The sequence below is a fragment of the Chloroflexota bacterium genome (assembly GCA_013152435.1).
Classification (GTDB): Bacteria; Chloroflexota; Anaerolineae; order DUEN01; family DUEN01; genus DUEN01.
The window spans coordinates 1-16,821 of sequence record JAADGJ010000090.1 but is presented as its reverse complement, the minus strand read 5'-3'; the positions used below and the strand labels follow the sequence as shown (position 1 = coordinate 16,821).

The 16,821-nt window shown below is 64.8% G+C and carries 13 protein-coding genes; 6 read left to right on the top strand and 7 right to left on the bottom strand.

All coding sequences use genetic code 11. The features are described from left to right. The first annotated feature begins 59 nt into the window (after window positions 1–59). Window positions 60–3,395, top strand: a complete 3,336-nt coding sequence (locus tag GXP39_12965) for a TIGR03663 family protein (protein ID NOZ28946.1) — start codon at window positions 60–62, stop codon at window positions 3,393–3,395. A 400-nt stretch (window positions 3,396–3,795) separates the two neighbouring features. Next, window positions 3,796–5,559 (top strand): GAF domain-containing sensor histidine kinase, encoded by a 1,764-nt coding sequence (locus tag GXP39_12960; GenBank protein NOZ28945.1) that lies wholly within the window; start codon window positions 3,796–3,798, stop codon window positions 5,557–5,559. A 91-nt stretch (window positions 5,560–5,650) separates the two neighbouring features. Here GXP39_12960 and GXP39_12955 read toward each other — a convergent pair whose 3' ends face one another. Next, entirely contained in the window at window positions 5,651–6,358 is a 708-nt protein-coding gene (locus GXP39_12955; protein ID NOZ28944.1) for a hypothetical protein, read from the bottom strand. Window positions 6,359–6,735: 377 nt separating this feature from the next. Between GXP39_12955 and rpsF the strand changes: the two genes are divergently transcribed. From rpsF to GXP39_12935, 4 genes are all read left to right on the top strand, one after another. Then, window positions 6,736–7,023, top strand: coding sequence for a 30S ribosomal protein S6 (gene rpsF / locus GXP39_12950; GenBank protein ID NOZ28943.1), 288 nt, complete (start codon window positions 6,736–6,738; stop codon window positions 7,021–7,023). Window positions 7,024–7,082: 59 nt separating this feature from the next. Continuing rightward, entirely contained in the window at window positions 7,083–7,469 is a 387-nt protein-coding gene (locus GXP39_12945; protein NOZ28942.1) for a single-stranded DNA-binding protein, read from the top strand. A gap of 157 nt (window positions 7,470–7,626) precedes the next feature. Continuing rightward, window positions 7,627–7,896, top strand: a complete 270-nt coding sequence (gene rpsR / locus GXP39_12940; protein ID NOZ28941.1) for a 30S ribosomal protein S18 — start codon at window positions 7,627–7,629, stop codon at window positions 7,894–7,896. A 149-nt stretch (window positions 7,897–8,045) separates the two neighbouring features. Further along, window positions 8,046–9,452: a hypothetical protein gene (locus GXP39_12935; protein ID NOZ28940.1), complete on the top strand. Its 1,407-nt coding sequence runs from the start codon at window positions 8,046–8,048 to the stop codon at window positions 9,450–9,452. 225 nt (window positions 9,453–9,677) lie between these two features. Here the strand turns inward: GXP39_12935 and GXP39_12930 are convergent, their stop codons facing one another. From GXP39_12930 to GXP39_12905, 6 genes are all read right to left on the bottom strand, one after another. After that, window positions 9,678–11,063 carry a sulfatase-like hydrolase/transferase gene (locus GXP39_12930; GenBank protein ID NOZ28939.1) on the bottom strand — a complete coding sequence of 462 codons (1,386 nt, stop codon included), beginning with the start codon at window positions 11,061–11,063 and terminating at the stop codon, window positions 9,678–9,680. Between the two features lie 25 nt (window positions 11,064–11,088). After that, a complete protein-coding gene (locus GXP39_12925) occupies window positions 11,089–12,537 on the bottom strand; it encodes a sulfatase-like hydrolase/transferase (GenBank protein ID NOZ28938.1) in 1,449 nt (482 codons plus the stop codon). Window positions 12,538–12,574: 37 nt separating this feature from the next. Further along, window positions 12,575–14,017 (bottom strand): proline--tRNA ligase, encoded by a 1,443-nt coding sequence (locus GXP39_12920; protein ID NOZ28937.1) that lies wholly within the window; start codon window positions 14,015–14,017, stop codon window positions 12,575–12,577. A 293-nt stretch (window positions 14,018–14,310) separates the two neighbouring features. Then, entirely contained in the window at window positions 14,311–14,832 is a 522-nt protein-coding gene (locus GXP39_12915; GenBank protein NOZ28936.1) for an LOG family protein, read from the bottom strand. 49 nt (window positions 14,833–14,881) lie between these two features. After that, entirely contained in the window at window positions 14,882–15,556 is a 675-nt protein-coding gene (locus GXP39_12910) for a metallophosphoesterase (GenBank protein NOZ28935.1), read from the bottom strand. Between the two features lie 338 nt (window positions 15,557–15,894). Then, a complete protein-coding gene (locus GXP39_12905; GenBank protein ID NOZ28934.1) occupies window positions 15,895–16,689 on the bottom strand; it encodes a class I SAM-dependent methyltransferase in 795 nt (264 codons plus the stop codon). Between the last annotated feature and the right edge of the window lie 132 nt (window positions 16,690–16,821).

Genomic DNA, 16,821 nt, shown 5'->3' with positions numbered 1-16,821 from the left:
CAAGGTCACCCGCCGACTCATTGACTCATTCACTCGTTGCCTTTTGACAGAGGATGGACATGCAGAAGAACGCGGCAGAGACACGCCAAACATGGGATATCCCGCTGCTGATGTTGCTCCAGTGGAACTGGGAGAAGGCGGCTTATGTCGTCCTGATCGTGGTGGCCCTGGTAGCCCGCTTCTACGGGCTGGGCTGGCGATCCATGAGCCACGATGAGAGCCTGCACGCGCTGTACTCATGGCATTTGTACGACGGACGGGGCTACGAACACAACCCGATGATGCACGGCCCGTTCCTGTTCCACATCAACGCCCTGTTCTACTTCCTGTTTGGCGTGAACGATGCCACAGCGCGCATGTCCACGGCGCTGGCGGGGACCCTGCTGGTGGCGCTGGTCTGGTATCTGCGGCCCTGGCTGGGGCGCATCGGAGCGCTGGCGGCTGCGGTCATGATGACCATCTCCCCCGCGCTGCTGTACTACTCCCGCTACATCCGCCACGACATCCTGATCGCCCTGTGGGAGATGGTGTTACTCATCGCCGTCTTCCGCTATTTGCAGAGCCGGCAGACGCGCTGGCTCTATCTCACCGCGGCGGCCCTCTCCTTCACCTACGCCATCAAGGAGGTGGCCTTCATCTACGTGATCATCCTGGCCGGCTTCCTGGTGGTATCCCTGCTATGGCACTTCCTGCGGGAGGAGTGGGCGCGTCCGGGCTACCGAAGCCTCTTCGTGCTGCTGTTCGCGGGCGGCGGTGGCGGGACCGTCGGCGGGCTGTACGGGGCGATCAAGGCGGAGCCCGGCCAGATCTCGCCGCTCATCGGCGCCTTCGCCGTCGGCGTCGTGCTGCTCGTCGGGGCGATCTACGTCCTGCTCGTCGGGCTGGGGAAGCGAGCACGCGCCTATCCGGAAATGGACGTCCTGGTATGGGTCGTCACGCTCTCCCTGCCCCTCTTCAGCCCCTTCCTGATCAAGCTACTGGGGTGGAACCCGACCGACTACTCCTCCACCGGCATCGCGCGCTCGGGCAGCGTCCTGCTGGTGATGTTTCTGGTCAGCGTCGCCATCGGATGGGGATGGTCACGCCAACGCTGGCTGGCAGGAGCCGCCCTGTTCTACGCCATCTTCGTGCTGTTGTTCACCACGTTCTTCACCAACGGCAAGGGGTTCGCCACGGGGATCATCGGGAGCCTGGGGTACTGGCTGGCCCAGCAGGAGGTACAACGGGGAGGCCAGCCCTGGTACTATTACTTCCTCATCGTCCCTCTCTACGAGTTCCTGCCGTTGCTGCTCAGCATAGGCGGGACGATCGCCTTCCTGGTGCGGCGAGGGCGCCGCGCGGGCCCGGACCAGGAGAGCCGCCCCGTCAGTGAGGCTCGTCGCCGACGGGAGAAGCCCGCCGATGAGCCCCAACGGTCGGTGCCGTTGATCCCCTACCTGATCTGGTGGGTGGTCCTGACCTGGGCCGCGTACACCTGGGCGGGCGAGAAGATGCCCTGGCTGGCGGTGCACTTCGCCTTCCCCATGGCGTTGCTGGGGGGCTGGTTCGTGGGCTGGCTGTGGAAGAGGGCGGACTGGCCGGCCCTGCGCTCGCGCGGTGGGATCGGCCTGGCCATCGCCCTGCCCGTGCTGATCTTTGCGCTGGGCCCCCTGAGCGACTTCCTGCGCCGGGTGATGACCGGACAGGCCTTCGAGGACAAGACGATCGAGGGGCTGAGCGCGACCACGCAAGGGATCGCCGCGCTGGTGATCGCGGTGATCGTGGTGTATCTGGCGTGGGGCTACGTAGAGCGCCTGGGAGGTCGACAGAGCCTGCTGGTGGCGGGCGGCGTGCTCCTCATCGGGATGACATTGTGGACCGTGCGGGTGACCTGGATGCTCAACTACATCAACTACGATCTGGTCAACGAGATGCTGGTCTACGCGCACGGCACGCCGGACGTCAAGTTCGTGATGAACGAGATCGAGATGATCTCCCGACGGACGGTAGGAGACAAGCAGATCGTCGTGGCCTATGACGATGATTCCACCTGGCCGCTGGAGTGGTACCTGCGAGAGTACCCCAACAAGCGCTTCTACGGGGCCAACCCGACCCGGGACGCGCTGGACGCGCCCGTGGTGATCGTGGGAAGCAAGAACGAGGACAAGGCGAAGCCGTTCCTGGGGCGAAAGTACCTGCGTTACAAGTATCGCCTGGTGTGGTGGCCTCGTGAGGACTATAAAGGGCTGACCGGGGAACGGATCCTGGGGGCGCTGCGGGATCCGGAGCGCCGACAAAAGCTGAAGGACATCGTGCTGTATCGGAAGTGGGATACGCCGCTCAACGCGTGGCCTTATGTCCACTATTTCTACCTCTACGTGCGGCGCGACATCGCCTCCCAGATCTGGAATTTCGGCGCCGGCCCGGTGGAGACCGCCGCCGTGATCGACCCCTACGAGAAGGGGTTCCGGGAGGTGGCCGCCATCCGGCAGATCGGTTCCACGGGGGTGCCCGGCAACGCGGCGGGGCAATTCAAGACGCCGCGCGGGGTCGCCATCGCGCCGGACGGCCGCATCGTGGTGGCCGACAGCGGGAACCATCGCATCCAGGTGTTCGATCCCCAGGGAAATTACCTGACCGGATGGGGATCGGAGTGCCGTCTATATGAGGAGGGACAGCCGGGCTGTGTGGACCCGGACGGCGACGGGCCGCTCCAGCTGGGCGATGGGCAATTCCAGGAGCCATGGGGCGTGGCGGTGGACCGGGATGGCAACGTCTACGTGGCCGACACCTGGAACCACCGCATCCAGAAGTTCACCCTGGAGGGGAAGTTCCTGACCAAGTGGGGCTTCTTCGCCAGCACGGACGGACAGCTTGGCCAGCCGGTGGCGATGTGGGGGCCGCGCGCCATCGCCATCGACTCCAATGGGGATGTGTATGTGACCGACACGGGCAACAAGCGGGTGCAGAAGTTCGACCCGCAGGGGAATTTCCTGGCCCAGTACGGCGGCGGCGGTGTGATCGAGGGATACTTCGACGAGCCGGTGGGGCTGGCGGTGGATGCCCAGGATAACTTCTACGTAGCGGATACGTGGAATCGCCGCATCCAAAAGTTCGACGCCACGTTCACCTTCCTAAAGGAGTGGCCGATCCACGGATGGGAGAGCGAGTCGATCGTCAACAAGCCCTATCTCGCCGTGGATTCGTCCGCCGGCCTGGTATACGCCACGGACCCCGAGGGCTACCGGGTGTTGGTGTTCGACACGGAGGGCAACTTCCGGGCGACGTTCGGCCAATACGGATCTGACGCGCAATCCTTCGCCCTGCCCAATGGCATCGCGGTGGATGCGGCGGGCAATGTCTACGTGGCCGACGCCGACAATCACCGGATCCTGGTATTCCCGCGAGTCCAGTGATCCCGCTCCCGGCCTATCCACCCGAATCAGGCCGAGGCGGGGCAGGCGATCACACCGCATGTAAGCGTGCCGGTGGGAAAAGGTCATCACCGCTCGTTTCCTGGGGAGGCCCGGGGTAGAGGCGATTCATGAACCGCCTCTACCCGCAGACAGGCCGCCCCCGTCCTCCGGCCCCGGCCTGAACCTCCGCCGAGGCCGGGACTGGCTGGTGCAGAGGGCAACGGAGGGCCCTCCGCGCCCCTCCCCGGAGCTCGCAGTCGACGTCGTGGACTGTCCCGCGAGATTCTCTCTACATTGGATACACGACCCGGCCGGTGGCATGGTTGACATCCTGGGAGGATGAGTATAATAGGCTGTAGGCGATTGTACCCAGCTTGCCCGGCGAGGAAGGACGAAACCCATGTCTAGTACTCCTTGCTCAGATTCCCCCACCTCAGAGGAGGCTCGTTCTCATGGCGCCTTCCTCGCCCGGCTGACTCGCATCGGGCAGTTTGAGGGCCATCAGCGGCTTTGGGAGGAGGCCCTGCCCTGGCTATGCGAGGTGTACGGCGCGATCGGCGCGTTCCTCCTCTACGGCACCCCGGCCCAATTCCGCTGTGAATGCGGGGAGATCCCGGATGAGATCCGCCCCCTGATCGAGGCCTGGGAGCAGGAGATCCTGCGGTCCCAGACCTGGGTGCCACCGGCCACCTCATCGCTGTCCACCCCGCCCACGTTGCCCGCGATGGACTCCTCGGTGCAGGGGCACAGCTTGCAGACGATCCCCTTGTGGAACGACAGCACGCTCATCGGCGGCCTCGCCTTCGTGCTGCGCGAGCCCATCCCCTCAGAGGAGACGATCCGCTTCGGCACGGCCCTGGTGGAGGCGATCGCCCAGATCGCCTCACTGAGCAGCCGATTCCATGAGATCCAACAGCGATTGACGCACCTCACCCTCTTCTACGACATCGGCCAGAAGCTGACCTCCACGCTGGATCTCTCGCAGGTCCTGCATGAGACGACCGAGCTGGCCGCCTCCGTGCTGGAAGCGGACGCTTCGACGCTCATGCTGGTGGATGAGCAAACCCAGGAGCTGGTCTTCGAGATTCCAACCGGGTCGGCCGGGGGAGTGCTCCGCCAACAGCGCATCCCGATCACCCAGGGGATCGCCGGATGGGTCGCCACCCACGGCACGTCCGTCATCTGCAACGACACGGCCTCCGACCAACGCTTTAACTCCCTGGTCGATGCCATGACGGGCTACAACACCCGGTCCGTCCTGTGCGTTCCCCTCCAGGTGAAGGGGCGGATCATCGGCGTGTTGGAGGTGCTGAACAAACGGCAACCCGAGGGGTTCAACCAGCAGGACCTGGAGTGGCTGAGCACATTGGGGGCACAGGCGGCCATCGCCATCGAGAACGCCCGGCTGTACGAGGACCTGCGACGCGAGCAGGAGCGCATCCTGCGCGTGCAGGAGCAGGAGCGGCACGCCCTGGCGCAGGATCTGCATGACGGTCCCACCGCCACCCTGGGGGCCATGATCATGAGCCTGGACACGGCGCGACGCCTGGCGAAGACCGACCCGGAGCGCCTGGAGGAGGAGCTGGAGTACCTCTTCAATCTGGCCCGCTCGGCCAACCGGGAGCTGCGCCAGAAGCTGTTCGAGCTGCGTCCGGTCATCTTGCAGACGCGCGGGCTGTTGGCCGCATTGCGCTTCTATGCAAACCAGCTGCAGGACACGATCCGATTTGAGCTGTCCCTGGATCTCCCGGAATCCCTGCCGCATCTGGTCCCCCGGGCGGCGGAGGCCGTATTTGCCGTCATCCAGGAGGCGGTGAACAACGTGCGGAAACACGCCCAGGCCAGCCGCTGCTGGCTGCGCGTGGCGCTGGACGAGGAGGCGCAACGCCTGATCGTAGAGGTGGAGGACGACGGAATCGGCTTCGACGTGCGGTCTGTGGAGAAGAACTACGAGGAGCGGGGCAGCCTGGGGCTGCTGAGCATGCGGGAGGGGGCGGAGGTCCTGGGAGCCCGTCTGGTGATCTCCTCGCCACGCCCCTCACACGACACCGGCACGCTGGTGCGGCTGGAGGTCCCCCTGGAGCGTCTGGTGGAGCGGAAACAGCCATCCGATGGGCGGCAGCTCCAGCGCCTCCTGGAGTCAGATCGAACGGAAGCGCCCTGATCAACCAGCCGAGGGAAACAAAAAGCCCGGCATCTCTCTGCGCCGGGCTTTTGTATTCGATGCGGAATCCGCCGTCGATGCGACGGCTCGTTCAGTTCAGGCTGAATTGAGCGCTGGCCAGTTGCACGCGCAGATCGTGCTCGCAGGCCGGGCAATACGTCACGCCAGCCCTCTTCTCCTCCTGTGCGTAGTGCAACAGCTCGAATACGTCGTTGGCGTGACGCATGGCGCATACCGCGGTGCAATGGGGCTCGGGGCCTGTGAGATCCACGTTCTCCGTGCGGCCCGGGCGCGGCACCCGAGCCAGATGCCCGAGATGGTGGGCCACCAGGCGTCGCAACGCCATCAACCGCTGCTCCGGATCGGCGATCTCCCGCAGCGGCGCCACGGAGATCACGGTGGCCGTGCCGGGCAGGGTCAGCCCCAGAGATGACATCTCCGGGGCGTCATCGGGGTCGGCGATGAGCTCCAAATCCAGGATCGCCAGATCGAAATGAGGGTCCTGGATCTGCCAGGGTTCCAGCTCCACCAGGCGCAGGAAGTCGGGGCCACGCACCCGCTTCAACTCGGGGTCCAGCGAGCGGTCCACGTACCACTGCGTGCCCCAGTAAGCTGCGCCGCGAGGGACGGCGGGGATCACCCAGGTCCCAAACGGCCTGATCGTGGGCATCAGGGGAGAGATGCGCTTTCGCTTGCCGACCCGGAAGAGCGAATTGACGATCTGGTGCAGGGTGAACACGGCCTGAGCTGCTTCCTCCTCCGTCACTCCCTCCGACCACATGACCGAGATCGGCTTCATCGCTTTCCTCCTCCTTGGGGCACCGAGCATGTACAACATCGCAATCCATCCCTCATCGCGTGATCTCTCTCGCAGCCCATTGTACGCTCTTGCGGATGGCATACCCTCCTGAGGGCGATGAGGCCCTCACCTGGGACAAGTATAACACAGCGATCGCCGGAGCGACAACCGCCCCTCGGCCTGGCATCACTGGATACACTACCATGAAGGCGGGGATTTGCTCGTCTGGGGACTTTGTGCTATATTCCTCTCGCTCGCGACGAGGGATGGGGAGGAATCGGCCCCGTGTGCCCTCGTTCTTTCTGCTCCTGGCCGCATGTCCGCTCGGACGTGCTTGACCGGGGGCTAACCCGAGGAAAGGAGGCTAGTTGGCGAGCGTGAGAGACTATGAGATGGTTTTCATCCTCCACCCACGCCTGGATGAGGAGGGCGTGGCCTCTGCGATTGAGCAGGTGACCAATTGGATCGTCTCCAGCGGGGGCGAGGTGATCGAGACCGAGCCCTGGGGACGTAGGCGCCTGGCTTACCCCATCCAGAAGCAATTGGAGGGCTATTACGTTGTCCAGCGGCTGCGGATGGCTCCCGAGGCGGTAGCCGAGTTGGAGCGCAATCTGCGGCTCAGCGAAGATGTCATGCGCCACCTCATCGTTCGCCCAGGGGCTTGAGGGCCGGAGGCACGCGTGGGTCGCCTATCGGCGGCTATAGAGAGAACGGAGTGGTGAATATGGCACGAGGACTGAACAAGGTCATCATCATAGGCAACCTGGGGCGGGATCCGGAGATGCGATACACGCCCAGCGGGAAGCCGGTTACCTCGTTCAGCGTGGCGACCAGCCGGAGCTGGGTCACTGCCGATGGCGAACGGCGAGACGCTACGGAGTGGTTCAACGTAGTAGCCTGGGGAAATCTGGCCGAGATCTGCAATCAATACCTGCGCAAGGGCTCCCGAGTGTATGTAGAGGGGCATCTCCAGACGCGCTGCTGGGATGACGAGCAGGGACAGAAGCACTACCGGACCGAACTGGTCGCCAACGAGATGATCATGTTGGACAGCCGGGCACCGGATGCGGATCTTGGGGACGATGCAGGCACCCCGGAAGCAGGTACCTGATCGACAGAGACGCGAGAAGATCGTGGATTCGTGAGGGAGGATAACGTTGGCTGACGTTGAGGGACGCGAAGAGCGTCAAGAGGGAACACAACCGGCCCGGGCACAGACGACAACGCCCCGGCCGCAGAGGTCCGCCCCATCCAGGTCGGGCTCTGGCATGCGTACGGCGCGCCCGCGAAGGCGCTATGGACGTCGAAGGCGAGTGTGCGCCTTCTGCGCGGAGCACGTCTCCTATATCGACTATAAGCGGCCCGAGGTCCTGAGCCGTTATCTCAGTGAGCGTGGTCAGATCTGGCCGCGCCGGAAGACCGGGCTGTGCTCCAAGCATCAGCGAGCTCTGGCGGTGGCGATCAAGCGAGCTCGCTTCCTGGCCCTGTTGCCTTTCACATGGGAACATATCCGCACGGTGGCGAAACGGCAAGGTTGAGTCGGACGTTGGATTCGTTGGCAATGGCGCGGGGCTCGTAGGATCGCGATGGAAAGGCATAGGATGGGCTCATCCTATGCCTTTTATCGTTGCAGGAAAAGTCATTCCGGCTTTTTGGGAGGCCGAATACAGGGAGGGTCGCGAGCGGCATGGCGAAAAAGCGCAGAAAGCAATCCACGGAACCAACCCGTAAACAGGTCGCGATCGGTCGCCGGCATCGAGAGCAATCGCGACGCGTGATGATCTTCACCGGGGCGGTAATCGCACTGGTGCTGCTGGTGATCATCGCGGGGTTGGTGGACGAGTTCGTTCGCAAACCGAACTCGCCTATCGCACGGGTGGACGGCACCACCATTCGAACCCGGGACTTCCAACACCGGGTACGGTTGCAACGCTATAACCTGGAGAAGCAACTCGAGCAGTATCGGATGTTGGATGCCCAGTTCTCCTCCGGGGACCAGCCCTCCATCTTCGCCAGCCAGATCAATCAGATCCAGGGGCTCCTGGCCAACCAGGAGACGCTCAGTCAGCAGATCCTGGACCAGATGATCGACGAAGAGGTCATCCGGAAGATCGCCGCCGAGCGCGGCATCACCGTCTCGCCGGAGGAGATAGAGGCGGAGCTGCGTTCCCAGGTGGCGCGCGGGCGCGGCGCGGTCACGGAGCCGGAGGCCACGGCCACCGCACAGGCGGCGATCGAGGCGACGGCGACCGCCGAGTCCTGGACCCCGACGCCCACGCCGACGCCCAACCCCGAGCAGGGCGAGGGCGGCGAGCCCACGCCGACCCCCTCCCCGACGCCCACACCGACCGTTCATATCCTGACGGACGCGGAGTATCAGGCCGGCCTGCAGGAGATGGAGACCACCCTGGCGCAGATCGCCGATATGTCCCTGGATGAATACCGCCGGGTGATCGAGGCGCGCCTGCTGGAGGAGAAGCTCCGGGAGCTGGTCGGGAAAGACGTGCCCACGACCGAGGAGCAGGTGCGAGCGCGGCATATCCTGATCGCCATTCGCACGCCCGCTCCCACGCCGACGCCGACGTACACTCCAACACCGCTACCGGAAGGGGCGGAGGCGCCAACGCCCACTCCGACGCCGACCGAGCCCACCCCAACGCCCACGCCGACACTGGCGCCGCGCACGGAAGAGGAGGCACTGGCGCTGGCCCAGGAGCTGGTCGAGCGCCTGCGCGCCGGAGAGGATTTCGCCAAGCTGGCGGAGGAGTACTCCGATGATCCGGGCAGCAAAGCCTCCGGTGGCGATCTGGGCTGGTTCGGGCGGGGCCGCATGGTGCCCGAGTTCGAGGAGGCGGCCTTCTCCCTGGAGCCTGGCCAGATCAGCGATCCCGTGAAGACCCCCTTCGGCTACCACATCATCCAGGTAATGGAGAAGGACCCGGCGCGCCCGGTCGACCCATTCGAGCTGGAGCGGAGGAAGTCAGAGGCATATCGGAAATTGCTCGACGAGCAGAAGGCCGCTCTGAACATCGAACGCTACTGGTCGCCCGACAAAGTGCCGCCCACGCCGACGCCGGGGCTGCCTCCACGATAACAGGGATAGGGCGAACGCCGTTTGCCCTTGCTTTCCCTCTCGAAAGAAAAAGGACGCCCGGTCGGGCGTCCTTTTCGCGTCCTGTGGCGGACATGGCTGCCCAGGACGGAGAACCCTTTGTGCCCTTTGGATATACGCTCGCGGTAGCGGACACGGCATGCCGTGCCGCCACCTTTTGGAAAGGGGTAGGCGAGGGCAATGCCCTCGCCTACCCTGGGGAGGCCGCTAAGGCTGGAAAACGGCGATGGCCTCCTCAGGGGCCTCGACCTCCCGCAGCCAAGCGAGCAACTTGCCGTGCAGGTCGTCGGCGACGTCCGGGTGTTCGGAGATGACGTTCGCCTCAGCGTACGGGTCGGCCTGGAGGTCGTATAGCTCGCGTTCGCCGTCCGCCCCGACCGGGACGTAGGCCCATTTCTCCGTGTACACGGCCGGCGTCACCCATTCGGCGGGGATGCTCCCATCCACAAGCCGGAGGAACGAGGCTGAGATCACGTACTCGTGCAATGGGGGCTGAGGCTCCCCACGCAGCTTGGGGGCGAAGGATCGTCCGTGGAACGGCTGCGGGGGCGTTGCGTCGACGCCTGCCAGATCCAGCAGCGTGGGCAGGATGTCGGCGGGCTGCAGCAGCGCGTCGACGGTTCGGCCCCCCTCGAGCCCCGGCGCGGCGATCAGGAAGGGGATATGGGCGATCTCCGGGTAAAGGGGCCAGTATCGTTCATCGCCGGGGTTGATGTTCGACTTGCCCGTCCGATTATGCTCGCCCAGGCTGATGCCGTGATCGGTGGTGAAGATCACGATTGAATTGTCCCACAGCCCCAGGTCGTCGATCTTCTGGAGCACGCGGCCGACCCAGCGATCGACCAGCTCCGCCTCGGCGCAGTAATGGGCGCGCAGATTCCTCAGTTCCTCTGGGGTCAGATCGCTGGCCTTCCCGTAGTTGGGGTGGAGCATGGGCACGCCCTCGTAATCCGGATCATAGCGCTTCACCATGTACTCCGGCGGATCCCATGGTTCGTGGGGATCGAAGAAGTCGACCCACAGGAAGAAGGGATGGAACCGATAGTTCTCCTCCAGCCATTCCACCGCCAGCTCCGCCGTACGCGGCGGGAAGCGATCGATCTCCCGATACCAGTACCGGTTCGTCCAGCGGGCCAGGTCGACCAGGTTGCGTCCCTGGAAATGCCGCCCGTAGCGCGTTTTCTCCGGCGGCATGACGTGCTCGATGGGGTGGTTCATCCGCAGGAAGTAGGTGTCGCCCTCCTGGCCACGCAACACGTGGGCCCCGTCAAAGCCCACGTTGAAGCTGCTGCGGAAGAGATGCGGGCAGTCGCAGAGGAGCTGGGAGACGTAGCCTGTCTGGCGGAGGATCTCGGGGATGTGATTCGGGCTGCTCTCCCGCCGGTCCTGCCAGGGGTACCAGGGCCAGCCATATCGGCCGGTGGTCAGGTCCGTCCGATGAGGGATGGTGGGGAAGCTGCCCGTGTACAGGCGTGACAGGCTGACGGCCCGCTCCGCGAAGCGGTCCAGCTCGGGCGTGCGCACGGGCATGGCCGCCCGATCGAACAGGTTGTCGTAGCGAAACGTGTCGGAGATGAGCAGGATGATGTTCATGGTAGGCCTCCTGCGAGTGGGTGCGTCAGCACAGGCCAACCTGCGGCGGCAGAGGGTCGACGTTCTCGGCCATACGGGCCACCAGGCGGTCCATGAGCTGGCGCTGCAAATCAGCGGCTTCCGGTCTATCCCACAGGTTACGCAGGCAATGCGGATCGCGCGTCAGGTCGTACAGCTCGCCGCGTTGCCCCTCTCCGTGCCAGGTGAGTCGCGCCGTGGGCGTGCGCACCGTGCGTCTCATCTCCGGGTCCTCGATGAAGGCTTCCCGGTACAGCTCCACTTTCCCGTCGGCCAGCATGGGCACCAGCGACTTCCCCTGCACCCCCTCGGGAACGTCCGTGCCCGTGAGCTCGAGGATCGTGGGCATGATGTCGACGGACTGTGCGATGCCGTGGCGTGCCTGGCCGCCCTGCGGATCCCCCGGCCGGGCGATGATCAGAGGCACGTTCGTCACGCAGTCGTAGTGCGTGCCCTTGAAGAGCAGGTGGTGATCGCCGAGCATCTCGCCGTGGTCTGAGGTGAAGACGACGATGGTGCGATCCAATAGGCCGCGCCGGTCCAGCTCATCCATCAGCCGGCCGATCTGCTTGTCAATGAGGCTGATCATGCCGTAGTAGTAGGCTTTGATCCGCCGCCAGTCGGCGTCCGTCAGGTCGCACATGCCGATCGCCTCGTGGGAGCCCTGGCGTGCCAGGTACTTCCGCCGGTAGGCCTCCGGCCAGCCGTCCACCTCACCCGGGTCCCAGACCGGCAGCGGCATCTCGGTCGGATCGTACAGGGTGTCGTAGGGCACCGGCGGCGTGAACGGGTGGTGTGGGTGGACGAACGAGGTCCACAGGAAGAACGGGCGATCCGCCGGATGGCTCCGCAGGTATTCGATGGATCGATCGGCGACCCATACCGTCTGGTGATGCTCCTCGGGATAGACCGATGGGGCGGTGATGTGTTGGGGATAGGAGAAGCTGTGCGGATCAGCCCAGGGATCGAGGCCGTGCGCCCTCAGGTAGTCGGCGTAGGGGCCCACGCGATGATCCTCGGTGAACATCCCCTGCTGGAAGCCGTAGAAGGGGAACTCCCATGGCAGCGGCTGGGGATTGACCGCCCAGCGCTCGTCGAAGTCCCCGGTAGCACCGGGCCTGTCCTCGATCCAGCGCCACTGGGGGCCGAAGTGCATCTTGCCCACGCCGTAGGTCGCGTATCCCCGCCGCCGTAGCACCTCCATCAGGGTCAGCTCGCCCTTCGGCAGCACGCATCCGTTGCGCCGCAGGCCGTGGACGGATGGGAATCGTCCCGTGGCGATGCTCCCACGGTTGGGCGCGCACACCGGGCTGGCGGTGAACACCTGATCGAACCGGACGCCGCGTTCGGCCAGCCGGTCGATGTGCGGCGTCCGGATCACATCGTTCCCGTAGCAGCCCAACGCGTCCTTGCGGAGCTGATCGCACGTGATGAGGAGGACGTTGGGTGGCGGCATGCCCCCTCCGGAGCGAGAGGCGCTCCCCTTGCTCACATCAATAGGCCCGGGCGAAGATGGCGATGCGGTCCGTCTCCTGTCCGGTGTAGAAGCAACGTCCCCGGCCCTCCGGCGCGTCCAGCGGGAAGCAGCGGATCGTCGCCTTGGTCTCCTCCTTGATGCGATCCTCGTCCTCGCTGGTCCCGGCCCAGTGTACCCGGATGAACCCGCCCTGCGTCTTCAGGATCTCCTTGAACTCCCCGTAGCTCTCGGCCCGATGGGTGTTCTCGTCCCGGAAGCGGATGGCCCGCTCCAGCAGGGTGGCCTGGATGGCCTCCAACATCGCCTGGACCTGGGCGACCAGCCCGTCCTGGGAGACGACCCGCTTCCCCTCCCGCCCCGGGACATCGCGCCGGGCGAACACGACCTGCCGCTGCTCCACGTCCCGGGGACCGATCTCGATGCGCAACGGCACGCCGCGCATCTCCCAGTCGTTGAACTTGAAGCCAGGCGACACATTATCTCGGTCGTCGAACCGGACCCGCACGTCGGCATCCAGGAGCTCGGCTGCGATCTTCTGCCCGGCCTCCAGCACCGTGGCACGCTCCTCGTCGTTCCTCCAGATGGGGACGATCACCACCTGATAGGGGGCCAGACGCGGCGGCAGGATAAGCCCCTGGTCGTCCCCGTGCACCATGATGATCCCGCCGATGAAGCGCGTGCTCAGCCCCCAGCTGGTGGTCCACACGTACTGCAGCTCGTTGTTCTGGTCCAGGAATTTGATGTCGAACGCGCGAGCGAAATTCTGTCCCAGGAAGTGGCTGGTGCCCGCCTGAAGCGCCCAGCCGTTCCCCATCATCGCCTCGATGGTGTAGCTCGCCACCGCGCCGGCGAACTTCTCCCGCTCGCTCTTCTGGCCGGGGATGACCGGGACGGCCGCCTCGTTCACGGCGAAGTCGGTGTACAGGTCCAGGATGCGCAGCGTCTCCTCCATCGCCTCCTCTTCGGTGGCATGGGCCGTGTGCCCCTCCTGCCAGAGGAACTCCGTCGTACGCAGGAAGAGGCGGGTGCGCTTCTCCCATCGCACGACGTTCGCCCACTGGTTGATGAGGACGGGCAGGTCTCGGTAGGACCGGATCCACTGCGCGTACATGTGCCCGATGATGGTCTCCGAGGTGGGGCGGACGGCCAGCGGCTCCTCCAGTTCCTCGCCGCCGCCATGGGTGACCACCGCCAGCTCGGGCGAGAATCCCTCGACGTGCTCGGCTTCCTTCTGCAGGAAGCTCATGGGGATGAAGAGGGGGAAGTAGGCGTTGACGTGTCCCGTTGCCTTGAACCGGCGATCCAGCGCGCTCTGGATGTTCTCCCAAAGCGCGTAGCCGTACGGTTTGATGACCATGCACCCCCGCACGGGAGCGTAGTCGGCCATGTCCGCCCGCTGCACCACATCCGTATACCAGCGAGCGAAGTCCTGACTCCTCGGTGTGATCTTCTCAGCCATGGATTCCTTTCCTCCGGCACATGAGTTCTGGACGAGCACATCGGTATGAAGTGCCAATAATGGAGATCATCCTCAACACCATCCGTCTGCCCAAAGCCCCTTTTCCCCGCCTTTCACCTTCGTGGTTGGGGCTTCGGCCGATGACCCGCGGCCCCACGGGGCAGATGGAGGGCTGAAAATAGGTTTCCTCGGAGGGACGACAGCTCCTCCGAGCCACCCCAGGGATGCAGAAACATGCTTTCGTATCGCCTAACCTGATGTCAATAGGGCAAGGCTGAGACTCGCCCCTGCCCTCATCCCAGAAACGCCACCGCCTCGTCCACATCGGCGGCCAGCCGGGCCAGCGCCAGGATGGAATCGCCCATCTCCGTGTGGCGCTTGAACGCGTCCACCAGCCCGGCCCATGGCGAGCCGATCAGGACGAAGGGCCGCGGGGACAGGCTGCCCGTCTGGAGCAGGCTCCACACCAGCGTCACCTCGGTCAGGGTGCCGATGCCGCCCGGCAGCGCGATGAAGGCGTCCCCCAGCGACGTGATCGCCTCCAGGCGGGCGATCAGCGTGGGCATCCTGCGCTCCTCGCTCAACCACGGGTTGGGCGGAAGCGGGTCGAAGGCGGCGCAGGTGACGCCGATGACGTGTCCGCCCGCCTCCCGGGCTCCCCGGCTGACGGCCGCCATCGTGCCGTCGTATCCGCCGTTGGCGACGATCCAACCCGCCCGAGCCAGGCGCCGCCCCAGCTCATATGCCTGCTGCCAGGCCGCCGTCCCCTCCGGCGTCCTCGCGCTGCCGAATATCGACACGATCTTCCCTGTCATCTTCCCTCGCTATGTTGTGAGCGATAGCCCGGTATGAACTTACGGCCCATCAGGCACGCAACACGGATGATCGACGCGGCCGTGCCCGGCGTCCCTCGTGTTCCTCGATCTCCAGGACGCGGAACCCATAGGTGTTGATGACGACGGTGTCCTGATAGACCGTCCTCGTCTGCTCATCAGGGCGGTACACGTGCTTGTGGCCGTGGATCAGATACCTCGGCCGGAACCAACGCATGAAGGTCAGGAACGAGACGAACCCGGTATGCGCCCGATCCGGCCCATCGTGGATCCCTCGCGGCGGCGCGTGGGTGATGAGGATGTCCAGGTATCGACCGTACCGGAGGCGTGCCGCCAGCAGGCTGGGGATCAGGCGAGCGATCTTCAGCCACATCTCGCGCTCCGTGTACTGGAAACGAGGATTGCGATTGTATCGGTACGCTCCCTCCAGCCCGGCGATCAGGATCCCTCGCTCGTAGACCAGGCGGCCGTCCAGATCGCCGCCCACGAACCGACGGATGGGGGGCTCCAACCCCAGCTCCAACCCCTGGGCATGATTCCCGAAGACATAGTAGCAGGGCGCGCCCAGCATGCTGGAGACGAAATCGAGATAGTAGAAGGGGAGATCTCCACAGCTCAGCACCAGGTCGATCTTCCCAAGTCGAGTCAGGATATGGGGGCTGTACAAAATCGGCACAACTCGATCGCTAATGGTTAAAATACGCATCTCGCTCACATCGTGGGCGCCATTGCCCTGCTATCCCCGATATCCGACCGGGCTATTTCCCTGACATCACGGACGAAACAAAACGCTAGCCCTCCATCCGAAGCGAGAGAGCTAGCGCGTGTTCTCCTGCGCGAATACCCGGCCAGGGCGACCTACTCGGGCCCGAGCGCTAGCTCAGGCTGCCGGGTAGGCAAGGGCCCCCTGACATCCCATATGAACACTGCCGCCACCCACCGGGATCGCATCATCAACCTCAAGCCCTGGCAGACACAGCTGCATGACTGTGTGGGAGTATACCATTGATCAAGATAAGCGTCAACGACACGCGACAGGTGTTCTCACCGTGGGATTGGCCGTTCCTTCCGTGCGACGATGACGAATTCCCCGCCGACGTAGGCCCGCTCGTGGTCCCAGCTCCCGGCGGGGGCCTGCGGATCGGGCGGAACCGCCCGGGAGACGTCCTCCACATGTCGGATCGACAGCCCGACCTCGACGAGCCCGTTAAAGATGTCGTCCATGTAGTGCCGGAACTCGATCGCACCGTCCTCTCGCGGGTCAACCCTTTCGGAGTAGGGCTTCGTGATCCGGTAGCCACCCCCATCCCACGCCACGAAGTGGAGCGCCGGCTGCCTCCAATCCACGCGATACAACCCGCCCGGCCTCAGCACCCGGGCGACCTCCGCGTACACCTGCCGGGCATCGGGGACGTAGCAGATGGCCGTCCCGTACACGAGATCGAAGGATTCGTCGTCCAGCATGGAGAGATCCCGCATGTCCGCGTGGATCGTCCGGATCTCGACGCCGTAATGCGCCGCCGCCCTCCGGTCCCCCTCAAGCTGCCCCTGAGCCAGATCGACCACGGTCACCCGCGCGCCGAGCAAGGCGAACACGGCCGACTGCTGCCCACCACCGCACGCCAGGCAGAGCACGTCCCTGCCCTCGACGCCGGCGAGGATGCCGCGGGGCGTCATCTCCTCCAGCGGCCCCGGCGCGGAGTCTATCCTGCCCTCAGCGAACGCCCGCACCACATCGGGATCCAGGTCCAGCCAGGGGATGGTGAACCCGCACCCCTCCCGCACCATTCGCTCCCAGTGACGCTCGTTCGCCTCTGCGACTTCGTCTCTTTCCTTCATCGTACCCGCTTTCTCGCGTGTTGGTAGCTCTGCAATGACCCGACGATTACCCGGCCTGCCCATCATCACAGAAGGGTTCGAGACAACCCATTCTCTCCACGTCGTCATCATCTCGACCCCTTGCTTATCAAA